General features: G+C 41.1%; 16 protein-coding genes. 5 read left to right on the top strand and 11 right to left on the bottom strand.

Features of this window, described 5'->3' with window-relative positions; translation table 11 throughout:
- Window positions 1–31 precede the first annotated feature (31 nt).
- Both FZC41_RS09785 and pdxR read right to left on the bottom strand, forming a co-directional pair.
- On the bottom strand, window positions 32–469 hold the full coding sequence (locus FZC41_RS09785; RefSeq protein ID WP_205737067.1) for a GNAT family N-acetyltransferase: 438 nt from the start codon (window positions 467–469) through the stop codon (window positions 32–34).
- A 470-nt stretch (window positions 470–939) separates the two neighbouring features.
- Window positions 940–2,385: a MocR-like pyridoxine biosynthesis transcription factor PdxR gene (gene pdxR / locus FZC41_RS09790; protein WP_148567232.1), complete on the bottom strand. Its 1,446-nt coding sequence runs from the start codon at window positions 2,383–2,385 to the stop codon at window positions 940–942.
- 123 nt (window positions 2,386–2,508) lie between these two features.
- Between pdxR and FZC41_RS09795 the strand changes: the two genes are divergently transcribed.
- Together FZC41_RS09795 and FZC41_RS09800 are read left to right on the top strand one after the other, a co-directional pair.
- A complete protein-coding gene (locus tag FZC41_RS09795; RefSeq protein WP_148567233.1) occupies window positions 2,509–3,114 on the top strand; it encodes a LysE family translocator in 606 nt (201 codons plus the stop codon).
- 202 nt (window positions 3,115–3,316) lie between these two features.
- Window positions 3,317–3,721, top strand: a complete 405-nt coding sequence (locus FZC41_RS09800; RefSeq protein ID WP_148567234.1) for a hypothetical protein — start codon at window positions 3,317–3,319, stop codon at window positions 3,719–3,721.
- A 132-nt stretch (window positions 3,722–3,853) separates the two neighbouring features.
- Here FZC41_RS09800 and FZC41_RS09805 read toward each other — a convergent pair whose 3' ends face one another.
- The gene (locus FZC41_RS09805) at window positions 3,854–5,191 is read right to left on the bottom strand and encodes a sensor histidine kinase (RefSeq protein WP_148567235.1); all 1,338 of its coding nucleotides are present in this window, start codon (window positions 5,189–5,191) and stop codon (window positions 3,854–3,856) included.
- Window positions 5,181–5,912 carry a LytR/AlgR family response regulator transcription factor gene (locus FZC41_RS09810; protein WP_148567236.1) on the bottom strand — a complete coding sequence of 244 codons (732 nt, stop codon included), beginning with the start codon at window positions 5,910–5,912 and terminating at the stop codon, window positions 5,181–5,183. Before FZC41_RS09810 ends, FZC41_RS09805 begins: the two co-directional genes overlap by 11 nt.
- Before the next feature lie 185 nt (window positions 5,913–6,097).
- Between FZC41_RS09810 and FZC41_RS09815 the strand changes: the two genes are divergently transcribed.
- On the top strand, window positions 6,098–6,508 hold the full coding sequence (locus FZC41_RS09815; RefSeq protein WP_148567237.1) for a hypothetical protein: 411 nt from the start codon (window positions 6,098–6,100) through the stop codon (window positions 6,506–6,508).
- A 151-nt stretch (window positions 6,509–6,659) separates the two neighbouring features.
- On the opposite strand, the gene FZC41_RS09820 is transcribed toward FZC41_RS09815, so the two are convergent.
- Both FZC41_RS09820 and FZC41_RS09825 read right to left on the bottom strand, forming a co-directional pair.
- Window positions 6,660–7,337, bottom strand: a complete 678-nt coding sequence (locus tag FZC41_RS09820; protein ID WP_148567238.1) for a flavodoxin family protein — start codon at window positions 7,335–7,337, stop codon at window positions 6,660–6,662.
- Between the two features lie 92 nt (window positions 7,338–7,429).
- Window positions 7,430–8,941: a PucR family transcriptional regulator gene (locus FZC41_RS09825; protein ID WP_148567239.1), complete on the bottom strand. Its 1,512-nt coding sequence runs from the start codon at window positions 8,939–8,941 to the stop codon at window positions 7,430–7,432.
- Window positions 8,942–9,114: 173 nt separating this feature from the next.
- Between FZC41_RS09825 and FZC41_RS09830 the strand changes: the two genes are divergently transcribed.
- Complete coding sequence (locus FZC41_RS09830; protein WP_148567240.1) at window positions 9,115–11,925, top strand: FAD-dependent oxidoreductase; 2,811 nt, start codon at window positions 9,115–9,117, stop codon at window positions 11,923–11,925.
- A gap of 68 nt (window positions 11,926–11,993) precedes the next feature.
- On the top strand, window positions 11,994–12,749 hold the full coding sequence (locus FZC41_RS09835; protein WP_148567241.1) for an SDR family NAD(P)-dependent oxidoreductase: 756 nt from the start codon (window positions 11,994–11,996) through the stop codon (window positions 12,747–12,749).
- A gap of 290 nt (window positions 12,750–13,039) precedes the next feature.
- Here the strand turns inward: FZC41_RS09835 and FZC41_RS09840 are convergent, their stop codons facing one another.
- The 5 genes from FZC41_RS09840 to FZC41_RS09860 all read right to left on the bottom strand — a co-directional run bounded on the left by FZC41_RS09840 (window position 13,040) and on the right by FZC41_RS09860 (window position 17,343).
- Complete coding sequence (locus FZC41_RS09840) at window positions 13,040–14,230, bottom strand: MFS transporter (protein WP_243136689.1); 1,191 nt, start codon at window positions 14,228–14,230, stop codon at window positions 13,040–13,042.
- 4 nt (window positions 14,231–14,234) lie between these two features.
- Window positions 14,235–14,768: a GNAT family N-acetyltransferase gene (locus FZC41_RS09845; RefSeq protein ID WP_148567242.1), complete on the bottom strand. Its 534-nt coding sequence runs from the start codon at window positions 14,766–14,768 to the stop codon at window positions 14,235–14,237.
- Between the two features lie 96 nt (window positions 14,769–14,864).
- Window positions 14,865–15,701, bottom strand: a complete 837-nt coding sequence (locus tag FZC41_RS09850; protein ID WP_148567243.1) for a prenyltransferase/squalene oxidase repeat-containing protein — start codon at window positions 15,699–15,701, stop codon at window positions 14,865–14,867.
- Window positions 15,702–15,840: 139 nt separating this feature from the next.
- The gene (locus tag FZC41_RS09855) at window positions 15,841–16,500 is read right to left on the bottom strand and encodes an epoxyqueuosine reductase (protein ID WP_148567244.1); all 660 of its coding nucleotides are present in this window, start codon (window positions 16,498–16,500) and stop codon (window positions 15,841–15,843) included.
- Window positions 16,501–16,716: 216 nt separating this feature from the next.
- Window positions 16,717–17,343 (bottom strand): CatB-related O-acetyltransferase, encoded by a 627-nt coding sequence (locus tag FZC41_RS09860; RefSeq protein WP_148567297.1) that lies wholly within the window; start codon window positions 17,341–17,343, stop codon window positions 16,717–16,719.
- Between the last annotated feature and the right edge of the window lie 51 nt (window positions 17,344–17,394).

Consider the following 17,394-nt stretch of genomic DNA (forward strand, 5'->3'; position numbering starts at 1 on the left):
ATAGATCTTTTCTGCCTGTCGGATTGTGCCTTCATAAAATAAAGCCGCATTTTTCTATGACCCGCTGTGATCCCAGGTTTGATGGGTAATGCACCACCGAGATCAGACTGAGACCAAGGGTATTAAAACCATAGGCGATCACTTCCCGGGCGGCTTCTGTCATGATGCCTTGGCCCCAATAGTCCTCCCCCAATGCGTAGCCCAGCATCCGTGCCTGATCATTCTCTCGATGAGGATCTTCAATCAAGCCGATTGAGCCGATAATCCTTTTGTCCTGAACAATTCCCCAGATGTTTTCCTGCTCCACAAAAATCATCTTCATAATCTCTTCGGTTTCTTTGATGTTTTCATGCGGCTTCCAGCCAGCCTGAGGTCCAACATTCTTGCTTTTGGAATAGCTATAGACATCGTTCGTATCGTCCATTGTCAGCGGTCTTAACACCAGTTTGCTTGTACTAATGCTCTCCATTTCATCCTCACTCACTTCAAAATAATAGTTTCTTTGGTCTGAAAGCTTAATTCTCATTCTGCCTTATAAATTAAACTCAGCAGAATCGGGGATTCTTTGTGAAAGTCCGTTTCACATTTCTCCTTCTTTTCAAAGGACCGGTCAAACGCTTCTAAAGCGGATTCATCAATCTGAAAGACTGGTGATTCTTCAAATTAGCCACTGACTTTTTCAAGAGTTCATAAGCCAGCAAGCCCACCGCGAAATATCCATCGGCTGTTGTGATATCATACCTTTCTGCCAGTCGGAAGCCCAGGCGTCCGTAGAATCGGGGATCACCATAAATCAGAACCGCATTAAATAATTTAGTCTTGCCTGCATTATGTTAAATTGAGCGAGCAACTAGCCAACTTAAACATGAATTTTGTTTGATTTTATACCCATGTCTTCTCGACGTGGGTAATTCGTTGAGCGCTCTATTCTTCCCGTCTTTACCAGCTCTTCAAAACCGTCTTCTGCTTAAATATGCTCACCACCTGGGCGATTCCGGTGACTCCTTCTTCTATTGCCTTTAAATTAGTGTTGCCATATCCCAGCACCAGCGCATGGTCACCGGCTTTCTTTGCCTGCACCGGATTTTCGTCATCATGAAGAAAATAATCTCCCAGTGTCGTCACAAAAATCTGTTTTTCGTCGAGGGCCTTCCGGAGCTCTGCATCAAACAAAACTGACTCAAAGGCCGCAACCAGATGCATCCCGGATCGGGTTCCGGTCACGGTAACGTCATCACCAAAGCTTTCTTTTAGACAGATTTCCAGATAATTGCGTCGTTTAAGATAAATCCCTTTCATTTTCCGGATATGCTGGGTCAGATATCCCTCTTCAATAAATTTGGCCAGCGTCAGCTGTTCAAGAACCGGCGAATGGATATCCGTCACGTATTTTTCGTTTTTCATTTCCGCCACCAGACACCCCGGCAGCACCAGATAGCCCATTCTCAGTGCTGGTGACAAAATCTTCGAGAAGGTACCTACGTAGATAACCCGGTCCGGATCAAGATTCTGCAGGGACTGGATAGGATTGCCTTCAAACCGAAATTCACTGTCATAGTCATCTTCCACAATCAGGCAGTCGTGCTTTCTGGCGTATTCAATCAGTTCAATCCGCCGTTTGATGGACAGAACCACGCCGGTGGGAAACTGATGGCTAGGCGTTGTAAAAATCAGCTTCGGCGGTTTTTCCGGAAGCGCTGCCGTCATAATCCCATTTTCATCAATCGGGATCGTTTTCATTCTGACCCCAAGGCTGCTCAATGTATATACGATGCCCTGACTGATGGGGTTTTCAACCAGAACCTCCTCGTCTTTTCCCACCATCCGGGATAGCAGGCTGAAAGCCTGAGCGGCTCCGTTGACAATCAGAATGTTCTCCGGCCGACTGTTGACGCCGCGCACCCGTTTTAAATAAATTGAAAGCTGATTTCTCAGGGCATGCATCCCAAAACTGTTCTGATAATCCAGACTTGCGCTGTCAAGGGTTTGGGTAACCGATTTGTAGAGCTGTCCCCATTTTTTGATCGGGATTGTATTCAAATCCGGAACCCCGGTGCGAAAACTCACCTGCTTTTGGGGATACAGCAAATCCCTGGGCTCTTTTTTTTCATCTGAAGAAGATATTTCTTTGCGTTCAAAAAAGATCCCATCACTGACATAAGTGCCGGACCCTTCCTTTGAATAAAGATATCCTTCCGCCCAGAGCTGTTCATAGGCCTCCATCACTACATTGCGCGACACTGAAAGAAATTCCGATAGCCCCCTGGTGGACGGCAGCTTTTCATCCGCTTTCAGGTCCCCTGAAAAAATGAATTCCTTCAGCGCCTGATAAATCTGCTCCGATAAGGATTCATCCTGATTTCTGTTTAAATTGATATGTAGCATACTTTCTCCAAAGTGGTTTGAATTTTTCAACCGTAAATGGCTCTTTTTAATGCCACTTCTTTCTGCTACGATTATATCACAAATGCAATTAGAAAAAAAATCAAAATCCAGGGAGAATCCAAAATGATCACAACTACTTTTTTTATTGCCTCGCTGATTGTCATTCTGATTCCTGGAAGCGGTGTGCTTTATACCGTTTCCAGCGGCATAACAGGAAGTCGAAAAAACAGTTTCTTTGCCGCCGTGGGCTGCACCCTCGGCATTATCCCCCATCTGACTCTCAGCATTCTGGGGCTTTTATTCATCCGGCAAATGAATTCAGCCGCCTTTAACCTGATTAAATGGGTTGGCGCCATCTACCTGTTGTATCTTGGCTTAGGGATGATTCTGTCAAAAACCAGCCTGACGGCAAACGAAGAAATCACCGTATCAACCCCACTTTCGATTATCTTAAAGGGCATTTTTATCAATCTTCTGAATCCCAAGCTGACACTGTTCTTTTTTTCCTACTTGCCTCAATTCATTGTCAGTGGCGATGACTCCACGGCGCAAAGCCTGCAGCTCGGCATTTTCTTTATGTTACTCACCCTGATCATTTTTATGCTCTATGGGATTCTGGCCGTTAGCTTCAGCGAGCTGCTGAAGCATTCACCCAAAATCTTTCGTCGGATTCAGCAAGTTTTTGGAGCCGTCTTTATTATCTTTGCTATACAGCTAGCTTTTTTTTGAAATATCTGCTGTTTCCCAGATATCCAACATTGATGCGAAGCTAAAACAGAATCCGCCTTCCCATCTCTACACAATATTTCGTGAACAGTGATTTTTCGGTGTGAATGGTAATTGAAATTCATCCATGGTATTGATAAAATCTTGTTAGACAAAAAAGGATGGTCAATCTATCCGGAAAACTTTATATGGAGGAGAATTTATAATGGGATTATTTGATAAGTTTAAACAGGGCAGCAAAGATATGATCAAAAGCTATGACAAAGTGAAGCTCAATCAGAAGCTGACCTATGAAGAGCTCTACGATGTGATGAAAGATGGGACCTACCCCTGTGGCGAACCACAGCTAACCGGAAAAGGCATTATGCATTGCATCCAGTTTCCACCAGTTAGCAAATATGTCATCCAGGTAGCACTCAGCGGAACTACCGTTACTGTCACAAAAATCTACAGCGGCATTGGCGGCATCCTCAAAGAAACCGTCGGTGATGCGGTGACCGGCGGCTGGTATGATGTATTAAACGGTGAAAACATCGACTTGAATCAGATGACACGTATCGTCGGTGAAGAACTGACAAAACTGTGCCAAACAAAAGGGTTGCTGAACTAGAATAAGAGCATGAATAAAACAGCTCTGTCAATCTGGCTACGCCCCACAACTTAAAGCCCAACAGATATGAAGGGACGGTTCAAGGCCGGTGAAAAAATCGCTTTTTCACCGGTCTTGAACCGTCCCTTCGTTTTATATATTATTTAAAACGATCGATACGCAGAAAGTCTTATCGACTGCCTTAAAAGAAGCTTCACCGTTATACTTTTTGGCCATGCCCATTACTGATAGCATACCAATACCAGCTTCCTCTTTTCTTTTCTGGGATAAATAGATGTCGTTTTTTAATCTCAATGTCCCTTCATAACTATTGTCCACGGCAATGTATAGCTTGTTATTTAGAAACTGGGATGAGATTTTTATAAATTTGTTTGCGTTTGTTATTTTGCAACAGGCTTCCAAAGCATTTTCCAGGATATTTCCAAATATAACACATAGATCCGTTTCGTCTATTTCTAAATCGTTGGGCACTTGTGTTGCAATTGAAAGATCAATCGCTTCTTTTTTGCAAGTATTTACATAATAGCCTAATATCGCATTGACCACATCATTCCGACAATATAAAACATCTGAAATACTCAATCGATTTCCCAACAACTCGGATATGTATTTTTCAACTTTTTCATTGTCTTTTTGCTGAATCAATCCCAGCACGGTATTGAGATGGTGCCTTAAATCATGTTCGCCTTTTCGAGTCTCTTCAATACACTCTCCAAATTTCTTGTAATAATCGGACTGGTATCCCAACTGCTGCTTGATCATCTCATTGTTCTCAGTCAAAACAACATTTTTTTCTGATTGTTCCAACATTTCGATAACGACATAATAGATGAGGTTAAATCCCAAAAACGATGCAATATTAAATACTAGAAATTGCCATTGTGCAATCAAAGTAACATCCATCGCCGCAAATGCCATACTGATAACATAGTATACCAGCGGAATAATCCATAGATAGCTCCAGGCTTTGTTGAGGGTCCGCATGACCTGTGCGATTTTTTTTCTAAAAAATATCCAAATCAAAGGATAGGTGATTAATAAAATCAAACATTGAAACAGGTTAAAATAAAAAGAATATGAGCTTTGCACATAGACTCGATGCAGTACATAGGTAATGTAAGAAATCTCAAAGAACTTAGCCATATATACGATAAAATCAGCATAGCTTTTTACAAGCAAAGCGACAAACAAAAGTTTTGACGGGGTCCCCTGTACCGTTGCAGTATAGACAACAATATATAACAATAAAAAGAAAACACTATGAAAAAGGCGCAAATTATTCCAGTTGGGGAACAATTGAATGATCAGGATCACTGAAACAATATTTAGAAGCATGCACAGGATTCCAACCAGAGCAACTATTCTTTTTGAATATCGAAGTTGATCCCATACTGGTATGAATGCTAAAATAAAATAAGGGAAAATAGAGAGGCTAATACCCCAAACAGTGTTTAAGTTACTACTGAGCATCACTTTCTCCTCTAACGTTTGTGAATATAAAGTTTAAATATGTCTGTCGAACAACCACACTCCGACTTCTGGGAATTGCTACCACGTCTCCATTTTTCATGATAAAATCAGATGACGTATAGTCTTCTACAAAATTCATATTAATGATATTACAGCGGTGGCAGCGTAAAAAGGGTGTCCCGCCCAGTTGTCTTTCTAGTTCAGATAACGGAACGTAAGTTTTAATTTCGTCTCGTACCGTATGGATGATGGACACCTTGTTAAAAACCTCGACATAAATGATATCTCTGAGATAAACAACGACTTCGAGTTTTCCATTTGGAATGCAAATAGACTTCATGTCATTTGCGTACATCTCTTGACAGCGTTCTAATGCTTCGAATATTTTTGCTTCTGTTATGGGTTTTATTAAATAGTGTTGCGCTTTTAACTCAAACCCTTCAATCGCATAATCCCGGCTTGATGTAGTGAATACGAGTGCGCATTTCTCCCCTATGTTGCGTAGCTTTTTTGCAATTTCAATTCCGTTGTCCTCTTCCAAATAAATATCCAAAAAAATAATATTGAACAATCCAACATGATAATGATTCCAAAATTCCTCAGCTGAACAAAAAAAAGAAAGGTTAAAATCACAACAATTAACCTCTGCATATTTTTTTATCAAAACGTCGATTCTTTCCTGTTGCTCCTTTTCATCTTCACATACCCCAATATGAACCATCCTGTCCTCCAACTGTTGATTGATTGACTATATGATTTCATTTTAACATATTGAATAGAATATTTCAATTTTTTTGCAGTTGAATCATTTCGTGGAACGTCATTTTAGCTCGTGAGTTTTAATTGTTTTCCGCTCTGATTGTTGGTATCATAATTGCATAACAAATTCAACTTTGAGGAGAAAAAATGAAAAAGAAGAAAATATTTAGTTTGTTGGTGGTTTTTGCTTTGTCGGTGTTTATTTTTACAGGTTGTGGTGGTTCATCTTCGACCGGGAGTGGTTCATCTTCAAATCAAGCAACAACTTATTCTCAGGATTTTACAATTGTCAATGATACTGGGATTGAAATTTATTCAATCTATGTTTCACCAACCGGAGAAAAAAATTGGGGGGATGATATTTTAACAACGGATACCCTTCCAACCGGAAACTCAACCGATATTGTATTTGACACTGATGTTCAAGATCAATACTGGGATTTAATGATTGCCGACTCTGCTGGAGCGACCGTTGAATGGACAAACATTGATTTATTCTCTGTTTCAGAAATTAATCTAAAAATCGAGAATGGCAGTCCTACCGCAACATTCAAATAAAAAAATTCAGATGAGGCTTTTGCAAACCGGCGAAACAAGCGGTTAAGCAGAAGCCTTCTTTTTATGTTATCCAAAATATTGTCACCTAGATTTAATGGTCTGCAGAACAGAAAGAATTACCAACTTCTTGAAGATCCGAAACCAGAGCAGTCTATTTTATCCATCCCTGCATTTTCCAGTACTCCGTATCAACCGGATTCCAGACCATTCCTTTTTGCATCATTTTAAATAGTTTGAAAACAAACATAGTCTTGAGTCCCGGTTTCACTTTTCCGACTTTACGTTTGATTTTTACAGCAACTTTATTGACGTCCTGAGCGATCTGCTGCTGCTTTTTGCCCGTCACCTGATCACACGACCATGCGCCGACCACTTCCGAGATTCGATAAGTCTTTCCGATTCCCAGCCAGAAAAGCTGTTTCGCAATATCCCTGGTGGTTCCCTTAGCTCCCCCGCCAGCCGTAGTTGAAATAGCGACCGCAATTTTCCCAGTCATCTTACCATTTGGTCGGTGGCTAAACCATCGATATGCCAAATGATCAAAAAATGTTTTCAACTGACCAGTCATTCCCATACAGTAATTTGGCGAATCAACGATAATCACATCAGCGGCGTCTATCGCCTCAATCATCGGTGTCATCTGCTCGTAATGCGGACATTTCTTTTCATCTTTCAATATGCAGTTGAAACAACCAACACACGGTTCTAATCCATTGACATTAAATTCCTCTACATCCTCTTTTTTACATTCCAGCTGTTCGATCAGCTGATGTGTCACATGATATGTATTGCCCTGATGAGCCTGGCCATGAATAACTGCTACTTTCATAATCTATATCCTTCCTTAAATCCGGTGGTTATTTTTTTAATCTTTTTCCGAGTTCTGTCAAATTTATTAATTGTCATTTCAGCCTACCAGTACTAAGCAGCCTGGCCTTTATAACAATCAATCAGATAAGACATCCGTAGCATAAAGCGAATATATGAATCATTTAGATCAACATTGCTGATTTCGGATATCCGTCCCAGTCGATACACCAGTGAATTTCGGTGAATAAACAATTTTTCTGATGCGAATTTGATACTGCATCCACTGTCTAAATAAACTTTCAGGGTAGCATAAAAGCAGGTTTCATTTTTTCGGTCGTATTGTCGCAACATACTTAATGCCGGATGGCAGAACAGTCCAAGCTGAGATTCATCTTCCACATGATCAAGCAGATCATAAAACTGATAATCGATATAGTAGAAAATAAGATTTTCCGGATTCAGCCGTTTCCCAAGATTTAGCGCCGAAACCGCCTGGCGATAATATTTGGCAAAACTTTCAACGTGTGTAAAGGCGTTGCTGACACCAATGCGAAGATGTTCATTGGCCACCAGATTCTGCAGCTCTTGTAATTGTTCACCTTGGAAATCATCATTTCTCGAAAGCGGTGCCAAAACAGCTGCTTTGCCCTCATGGTAGGTAACATGTGAACCTGGTAAAACGTCTTTCAACGCCGGCACAATATGATCTTTCAAATGCCGCTCGCCAAGATAGCGTGTCGGGAGAACCGAGAGTGCAATCAGTTTGGATGCAAACTCTAACCCGGGAAAGCAACTGGCAATATTTTCCGGCGGTGCTCCAATCAGTAGTTCATACAGCAGTTGTTGATAACGCGTACCGCTCTGAAACAGATAAGAAAAATAATGGGTAATGGTATAACTGATGGCATGACTCACCACCTCCAGCATTTCCATATGTACCGGAGTTACTGGGGTTTCGCCTTCAATCATCAGCAGAAAACCAACCTGCATGTCATTATGGAAGACCTTACTGCTCAACTTTCGATGGGGTGATTCGGTGCATGAAACTTCAATGGCACCAGTGGTATGGGCAGCTTGTTGAATTGGCTTCAGCTGTTGCACGGCCTGGATAAAATCATAACTGCAATACCCCTGTCTGATATTGTCCTTCCATAAATCATCGGTAACTGGGATCGAAGTGGAATGAGCCAGAATTTTGAAATTAACATCGCTGAAAATCAGAGAATTTCCAAGCATTATGGACGCGGTATTAACGACAGCCTGAAGATCTCTTGTTTCATTGGCGCGCTTTATGAGTTCTTCGTAAAGAAGCCCGCCCCCTGAACTTTTCATCAAGGTACGAGCCAGATTGACAGCTGAAAATAATTCCGATGTCTCAACAAAAGCGAGATTTTGGATTTTCTCGGTTGAGGATTTGTCATCTTTAACCAGGATACAGTGACAGGGTGGAGTTTCAGCACTATCTAATTGGCTGCTATAACCAAAGTATAGGACATTTCCTTGAAATGAATTTTGCCGTCCGTCAATTAACGCAATGTCGATAATCTCGGTCTGATTGTCACAAGAATCTTTTATGATCGGTATATTAGCCGATATTTTTGTGATGAGATCATTAAATTTCATGCTCGACCCCTCCAGATTAAGCTATTTTATATTTGCTCTTTAAAATTAGAATAGTGCATCATGCACAAATTGTCAATGAAAAATCGTTTTCCGTCAATATAGGAAAATTCGGACAGACAACGTATAATGAATTTATCCTAAACTCAATGCGGTTAATAATAAGGAGGAAAAATATGTATGAAAAACTGTTTAAAGAAGGTACTATTGGAAAACTAAAATTGAAAAATCGTCTGGTCATGGCTCCGATGGGGATCGGACTGGCTGAACTGGACGGTTCGCCGACTGAAGATATGATTGCTTACTATGAGGCCCGAGCCATTGGTGGGGCCGGGTTGATCATTCCTGAAATTACTCGTGTAAACGATGTGCATGGTGCCGGAATGCTGCGTCAGCTTTCCGTTACCAAAGATCGTCACATTGAACCATTATCGAGATTGGCGGAAGCCGTCCATAAACATGGTACAAAAATCTTCATTCAGCTGCATCATCCCGGCCGTGAAACGCTGGCTGCTCTGGTCGGAGGACCGGTCGCTGCGCCATCAGCAATTCCCTGCAAATATCTCAATCAGCCGACCCGGGCTCTTGAAAATGCCGAAATTAAAGAACTGGTACAACAGTTTATCGCCGGTGCCGTTCGCGTGCAGAAAGCTGGCTGTGACGGTGTTGAACTGCATGCTGCTCATGGTTATCTGATCAATCAGTTTTTAAGCCCCTATACCAATAAACGAGATGATGAATACGGTGGCAGTTTTGAAAACCGGCTGCGTTTTATGGCCGAGATTATCGCCGGTATCCGGAAAGAATGCGGACCGGATTTTCCCATCAGCGTACGTCTTTCCGTTGAAGAGTTTTTAAGTAATGTCGGGGTAACGGAAGATTACATTCATATCCAGGATGGCGTCAAAATTTCCATGGCCTTGGAAAAATTGGGGATTGATGTCATCAATGTCAGCTGCGGAATTTATGAAACCGGGTCGGTCTGCGTCGAACCGATTTCCTTCCCCCAGGGCTGGCGACGGGATCTGATCAAAGCGGTTAAAGATCATGTTTCCATTCCGGTAATCGGTGTTTCGGCCATTCGTGAACCGGCCGTAGGTGAAGATTTTCTGGAAGACGGCATCGTAGATTTTGTGGCTTTAGGCCGCGCCTGGCTGGCTGATGAAGAATGGGGTCTTAAAGTAAAAGAAGGCCGGGAGAAAGAATTATGCAAATGTATTTCCTGTCTGCGCTGCTTTGAAAGTTTAAACGAAAATAATGCCGTTGGTCTTCCCCCTGTCTGTTCCGTGAATCCACGCCTGGCCAGAGAGAAAAAGCTTGGCAACTTAGATCACGATTCTTGCAGTCATAAAGTCGCCGTCATCGGTGGTGGTCCAGCCGGCATGTCAGCCGCCCGCACGCTGGCCCTTCGAGGCATCCAGGTTACCTTGTTTGAAAAAGAAAATGAACTTGGAGGTCTAGTCAATCTTGCCAAAATGCCCCCTCATAAAAGTGTGATGGACTGGATCTCACAATATTATCAGAATGAGTTTGCTCGTCTGAATGTAAAAGTTAACCTACATACCGAAGCAACTGTTTCTATATTAGCGGAAATGAAACCGGATGCAGTCATTCTCGCCACCGGCAGTACCCCGATCGTGCCCGAACGAGTACCAGGTGTTCACGGCAAAAATGTCGTAGGAATTGACCATGTCCTTTCCGGCGCCGCCGGATTGAAAGATAAAAAGGTCGTATTGATCGGCGCCGGGATGAGTGGTATTGAAACCGCCGAGTATTTGTGTGCTGCCGGAAATTCAGTAACAATTGTCGAAATGCTGGACAAGGTCGCTCCGGACGGAAATGGCACGAATGTTTTGGATGTCACCGGACGGCTGGCAAAATATGGCGTAACTTACATGCTATCCCATGCGTTAAAAGAAATCAAACCGGATGGCGTTGTTCTTGAAAAACTGGAAGATCACTCAGCAGTCTCCATCCCGGCTGATGCGGTTGTTTTATCTCTGGGTTATTGCTCAAATCGTTCTCTTTTAGACGATCTGAAAACAAGATTTGAGCAAGTGATAATTATCGGCGATGCCCTTAAAGTTGGCCGTATTGAACCGGCTGTCCGGGCCGGCTTTGAAGCGGGCCGCAGTCTGTTTGTCGAGAAGCCAAAATCCACCAGTTTTCTGACCTCTCAAGAAGAACTGCCAAACTTTGGGAAGCTTTCGCTGATGGACAATCAGGAAGGCCTGTATCTTTGCTTTCTCACGGATCCTGCTGTCATCGCTCGGCTGTTGCCGCCACCACTTAAACCTTTCTCCATGCCGGTGGTGACCCTGTCCATCGCACATGTTCATAATCCTTCTTTTGCCGATGATTATTATGAAGCCATTCTGGGCGTATACGCGATGAATGGAAAAGACCTGGGACTTTATCCTCTCAGCCTGGTGCTGGGCGGACCCGGAGCCGAAATGGCCGTGCAACTTGGCCGTGACAATGGCAGTATTCCCAAAAAACTGGGCGCCGAATTTGTGATCCGCCAAACTGGAAATACGATTACTGCCAGTGTCAGCCGCCGCGGTGTTCAGCTAATTGAGGCCAAACTGGAACTCGGCGAAACTAACAGTCCTCTGACTGGTGCCTTGTATCAATTCCCGGCACCGGGAAAACAGACCTATGGCGGGGGATTCTATTATCATTTTGACCGTGAACCAGACCAAGAAGGCGTATCCCATTTTATGAATGGAGCCTTGCTGCAGAATCTCTGTGAGTACAATTACAAATCCTGGAAACCGGGCTTTGCCAGCCTGAAGCTTCGTTCCAGCATTGACGACCCATGGGGTGAATTGCCGATAAACACAATGGTCGGCGGAGCTTATTCGGTAAACAGTCTCCTTGTTCATAAGCTGAATCTGGTAAAAAAGATGAACGCGGAAGAAATAGTCCCCTATTTAATGGCTGGCCGCTACGACCGAACCGCATTTATGGAAACCGGACGCAAATAGGACAAAAATACCATAGGTTATCAAAATTTCTAAATAATAATTGAAAAAAATATAGGAGGAGATTTATCATGAAACTTGAAAATAAAGTTGCTATTATTACCGGCTCAACCAAGGGAATCGGAAAAGCGACGGCTATGATTTTTATCGAAGAAGGGGCAAAAGTAGTCGTTGTCGGCACCAATGAAGAAAGAGGCAATGCCACTGTCCATGAAATTCTGGATGCCGGGGGTGAAGCTTTCTTTCAGAAAACAAACGTCACCGATGAGACAAGTCTGGATGCTTTAGTAAAGGCAACGATGGATAAATACGGCCGGATCGATATCCTGGTGAACAATGCCGGAGTCAGCGGAACCACCGCAAATATGAATGATATTACCGGTGATGAGTGGAATACCGTGCTGTCCACCAATTTAACCGCTCCATTCATGCTTTGTAAAAAAATCATCCCGATTATGGAAAAGCAGGGTGCCGGTGCCATTGTCAACGTCGCTTCGATGGCCTCTACCGGGGCTGGCAGAGGTGGCCTTGCCTATACCTCTGCCAAACACGGACTTCTGGGGCTGACCCGGCAAATGTCTTTAGACCACGGCCGTAATGGTGTCCGCATTAATGCCGTCCTTCCGGGACCGATTGCTACCGAGATGATTGCCCGTGTCCTGGCAATACCCCAACATCCGGTTTGCATGAAGATTAAAATGAGCCCGGCTGCCAGAGCTGGCGAGCCGGAGGAAGTTGGAAAGGCGATTCTCTTCCTGGCAAGTGAAGATGCCTCATTTATTCACGGTGCCAGTCTGGCCGTTGATGGCGGCTATACCATTTTTTAAATCAGGCATCTTAAAACATAGGGAAAAAAATGAAGTAACCCTGACTAAAGATCAGTAAAACACACGTCATTTTAAGCATTGATAAAAAATCCGATTAGAAATTATCTTTCTAGTCGGATCTTTTAATATCTGTTATGGCTGATTTTCTTTCAATATTCCGTTAACTATGATTTTTAGTGCCTCATCCATTGCTTATCGGGTATTAAACCGGTTTTCAATTAAAAAATCATAGTCGGTAAACAAATCGCTGAATCAAGCGTGCCGCAGTATCTAATATTTTCTCTTTCATGCTAATTTTTCTCCTCTTGAATAACTTCTTGAGAAGAACTGTTTAATGCAATAATCAAAAATCCTGCAATTCCAATTCCGATTGTAACAAACCACGTTAACTGTTCCGAAATTCCCCATAGCGCACCCGTTACGACAGCCCCCACAAAATTACCAACGTATTGAAACGAATTAAAAATACCATTGGCGGTACCGCGATAACTATCCTTTACTACATTATTTACATTGGTTGCCACGATGGTTCCAATGGAAATATAACCGCACATAAATAAGGTGGTTCCAAACAGTAAAAATAAATAGGATGACTTTTCAAAATATAAAAAAAGACTCAAGGCCGAAATTAAAAAGGATATCATCAAGACCTGTTTATTAAACCCTTTTTGCGTCCAGCGAACAGCCTGTTTCATCGCTAGGATGGCAATGAAAATTGCCGGAACAAATACCTTCCACATTCCCGTTTCACTGGTAACCTTGGTCAAGTAAATTGGGACAGCATAAAAAACAGAAATCATCATGTAATTGTTTATAAAAGCAGACAAATTCATTACTATGAAATTTTTATTTTTTAAAAGAATTTTAATATGCTTACTGTCAGGAATACCCTGTTCCTGCTTATCTCCGCTTTTATGATCTTTTATAAAAAGCAGAATATATAATTCGTTGAGAAAAAGTAAAATCGCACAGAACAGGAACATCAAATTAACTGACATAATTTTTCGAAGTAATGGCCCTACGGCAAATGCAAGAGCTGCCGCCGCAGAAATAAACGCACCCAATATGCTCATGGCGCGAATTCTCTCTTTTTCACCTGCCATACCGGCGGCCCACGAATAGCCAACGCCGATTACGGCACCACTTCCCTGTAAAGCTCTTGCGAAAATCAACAAACCAATATTGTTTGTTAAGTAAGCGAGGACAAGACCTACGACCACTTGAGTGAGTCCAATCAACATCATTCGCTTGTTCCCATACCGGTCGCTGAGCATTCCAAAAGGAATCTGAAAAATCGCCTGGGTAAGTCCAAAAATTCCTACAGCAAGGCCGGCAAACACGGATGTATATCCGATTAACGACTTGCAATAGGTAGAAATAAACGGCATTACAATCGTCATCGACATCTGCCGAAATGCCAGCGCAAGGCTAATCATGATTACTGCTGGGATAACACTTTTAGCTGATTTATTTTCTGTCAAAATACTAACCTCTTGTTTTTTTTAATAAGCAAGTAATATGCTCTGTTCTAATATCGCCCATTAACGGCCAAGCAATATTCTCATTCGTATGATGGTATACAAATCCAGATTTTTCCTGTGCTCGCTTTGACTTTGTATTGCCATCAAAATAACCGCACCATAATTTCTTAAGGTGTAAATCCTCAAAACTGTAACGAATTAGTTCATTCAATGCTTCTGGTATCAGGCCTTGTCCCCAGAAAGGCACGCCGATCCAGTATCCGATTTCGCCTTCCGTCTCGGGCAGACCAATATTACTGGCATCGCCAATCATTAAACCAATGCTTCCGACAGCATAACCTTCGCTTTTAAGTACTACTGCATAGGTTTCCGGTTTTGATAATACCCCTTTTATTGTTTCAAGGCTGTTCTCTACACTGGTATGTACTGGCCAGCCTGCTATCGGTCCAACTTGCGGATTACTTGCATATCTATATAAATCTTCTGCATCCGACTCTTGCCAAGGGCGCAGTATTAAACGTTCTGTTTTTAATATCATAATTGCAGATCTCCTTCCAAGCTGATGCGTTATTTCTTTTTCTTTGCAGTTTCCTTTGACTTATGTTCTTCAAATATACGGAGCAAAGAAAGCCGTTCATTTTTCGCCAAGGTTTTTTAAAATTTCATGATAGCGTATTGTTGCCAATGCACTTGGTTCCCCTTTTTTACAGAAAGAAAACTTGGCCAACTTCGGAACAACACGCTCAACTACAATCTGTCCATCCGCCATCTTGGACTCTAGCGCTTCAAAGGCTTCCAAAAACCGCTTATCCGCCTTTGCCCTGTTATAAAAAGATAAAACATAAACATAAACAAAAAGATTATAGTTTCGAAAGGGATATTCGACCTGCATAAACAGTGTGCCCATTCCATAGTGGCATGGGCCAATCGGTTTCCGGATTATCCAATGCTCAAGCAAGAAATCCACAGCCCTGTCAAGTGCTGGTTCTTTGTTGAGATAGTCACTAAAGCGGAATGCGTTCAGGACAGTAAGTGTTGGGAAGGGGTTCGAATACTCAGTTTCTGGACCTCGTCCAAAACTAAACTTATTGCAACGCCAGCCGCCATCGGTATATTGTGTATTCAAAAGATATGGGTAGGTTTTTTGCACTCTGGCATCAAAGGCATAACCCATATGGCAAAGCACATTAACCGCATTGGCGGTATGGCATGGGTAAATTGAACCTTGTGGGTACAGCTTAAAACTTCCGTTTTCCCTCCATGCACTGAATATTATGTTGGCGCATTCTTTAAGTAAAGGCTCGGTGGGTTCCATACCTAATTCCAACAGATATGATATGCTATCCAGCATGGAGAAAGGTGATCCTTTTATTAGTCGTTTGTCCGGTGTCGTCCAATAGTCGGCGCCATTATCATACCGATGCGACAATATAGCTTCAATATCTGATATATATTTCTTCTCTATAGCCATTCCTTTCACCTCATTATATCTTTATTATTTAGGCCATGTTTAATAACAGTATTGATAATATGATGATTTTTAAGGGAAATCATTTTAAGCTTCCTTAATTCACATTTTAAGAAAATTGCGAATCAAACTTAATATATTTTTATAATCCAATAGGACATGATACCATACATAATCCACATGAATTTTTTCTATTATGTGTTCTTAAATAAAGGCTTCTTTTTTGGTTGCATAATTTACAATTAATTAATTCTTCACGTTTTGAGCATATATTCCAAATATAGCCAGTCAAAGCATTATAAGGACAAGTATTAACACATATATTACACTCTGGTGGACATTTACTTTTTGTAATAGGATTTCCTATTGGCAAATCATAATTGATTAGTATTGTAGATAACCTTACTCTTGGTCCATACTTCTCTGTAATTAAAACACCATTTTTACCTATCCACCCTAAACCTGCATTAACACCTGCAAATTTAAAAGATAATGGTGCAATGAGTGTTTCTTCACTTGATTGTGCAACAGGCGGTATATAATATTGAATTTTATATTTTTTTAATATGGTAGTAATTTCTTCTAATAATAAATTAATATAATCACGTGCCTCACATATTATATTTTCAAATCTATCCTCTTTATAATCATTTATACCCAATAATTCCTTATGTGGAACAGCAATAACTAATGCACATTTGTAATCTACCTTATATTCACTAAAGTCTATATTAGAAATACCAAATAGAATATCAGAATTTTTCTTAAAAATATCTAAAATATCATTATAAAAATCAATCATATATTATTCCTTATTACTTATTACTTATAAAATACTTTTCTTTACTTCGCTATATTTTACTATTGTGACTGTATTTAATTATACAACAGAATAGTGTAATTATTCAAATATTTATCATCGTTATATATAAATTGCAAACAACAAAAACAAGGCACCAAGATTTTTCTATCTCAGTGCCCCTGGGTTTTCTTGTTTTGCGTTTAATAAAATAAATCCTTACAATTTATCAATATTTCCGCCCATAATATCATTTATTTTTTCGCACACTTTTTCTTTATCCCAGTTCCACCAACAAATAGATTGTAATTTTTCAATTGTTTTATCATTGAATCGCTTTTTAATCGGCTTTGCCGGCACCCCACCGACTATTGTATAGGGCTCAACATCTTTTGTTACAACTGCTCTTGTTCCAACAATTGCTCCATTGCCAATATGAATGCCGGACATAATAACCGCTTCATACCCAATCCAGACATCATTTCCAATAATGATATCGCCCTTGTTATCCCAAGCCTGTGTTACATCCTTCTGCGCAAGCTTGTATTCTTCCCAAAAAAGCGGAAACGGATAAGTTGAGAGAGATTTCAAGGTATGGTTGGCACTGGTAAAAATAAACTTAGCGCCGCAAGCAATGGAACAGAACTTACCAATAATCAATTTATCATGATTGATTGGATAATGATATAAAACATTATTTTTTTCAAAATCAATCGGATCATTGACAAAGTCATTATACATTGTATAATCACCAATCTTAATATTGGGATTGGTGATAGCCGCATTTAAATAAATAGTTTGTGAATCACCAGTCCGTGGATATATTTTTTCTTCCGGAATAGACATTACAAATCCTCCTAATATTTTAATTTTTTTTAAATCTATTCCGGCAATTGC

It is taken from the genome of Acetobacterium paludosum (genome assembly GCF_008086595.1).
Lineage (GTDB): Bacteria > Bacillota > Clostridia > Eubacteriales > Eubacteriaceae > Acetobacterium > Acetobacterium paludosum.

Bases quoted from the DNA above. Each gene is read 5' to 3' on its own strand.
- FZC41_RS09845 (WP_148567242.1), bottom strand. From the start codon at position 14,768: ATGATATTAAAAACAGAACGTTTAATACTGCGCCCTTGGCAAGAGTCG.
- FZC41_RS09810 (WP_148567236.1), bottom strand. From the start codon at position 5,912: ATGGTTCATATTGGGGTATGTGAAGATGAAAAGGAGCAACAGGAAAGA.
- FZC41_RS09800 (WP_148567234.1), top strand. From the start codon at position 3,317: ATGGGATTATTTGATAAGTTTAAACAGGGCAGCAAAGATATGATCAAA.
- FZC41_RS09785 (WP_205737067.1), bottom strand. From the start codon at position 469: ATGGAGAGCATTAGTACAAGCAAACTGGTGTTAAGACCGCTGACAATG.
- FZC41_RS09830 (WP_148567240.1), top strand. From the start codon at position 9,115: ATGTATGAAAAACTGTTTAAAGAAGGTACTATTGGAAAACTAAAATTG.
- FZC41_RS09820 (WP_148567238.1), bottom strand. From the start codon at position 7,337: ATGAAAGTAGCAGTTATTCATGGCCAGGCTCATCAGGGCAATACATAT.
- FZC41_RS09805 (WP_148567235.1), bottom strand. From the start codon at position 5,191: ATGCTCAGTAGTAACTTAAACACTGTTTGGGGTATTAGCCTCTCTATT.
- FZC41_RS09815 (WP_148567237.1), top strand. From the start codon at position 6,098: ATGAAAAAGAAGAAAATATTTAGTTTGTTGGTGGTTTTTGCTTTGTCG.
- FZC41_RS09855 (WP_148567244.1), bottom strand. From the start codon at position 16,500: ATGATTGATTTTTATAATGATATTTTAGATATTTTTAAGAAAAATTCT.
- FZC41_RS09825 (WP_148567239.1), bottom strand. From the start codon at position 8,941: ATGAAATTTAATGATCTCATCACAAAAATATCGGCTAATATACCGATC.
- FZC41_RS09850 (WP_148567243.1), bottom strand. From the start codon at position 15,701: ATGGCTATAGAGAAGAAATATATATCAGATATTGAAGCTATATTGTCG.
- FZC41_RS09795 (WP_148567233.1), top strand. From the start codon at position 2,509: ATGATCACAACTACTTTTTTTATTGCCTCGCTGATTGTCATTCTGATT.
- FZC41_RS09860 (WP_148567297.1), bottom strand. From the start codon at position 17,343: ATGTCTATTCCGGAAGAAAAAATATATCCACGGACTGGTGATTCACAA.
- FZC41_RS09835 (WP_148567241.1), top strand. From the start codon at position 11,994: ATGAAACTTGAAAATAAAGTTGCTATTATTACCGGCTCAACCAAGGGA.
- pdxR (WP_148567232.1), bottom strand. From the start codon at position 2,385: ATGCTACATATCAATTTAAACAGAAATCAGGATGAATCCTTATCGGAG.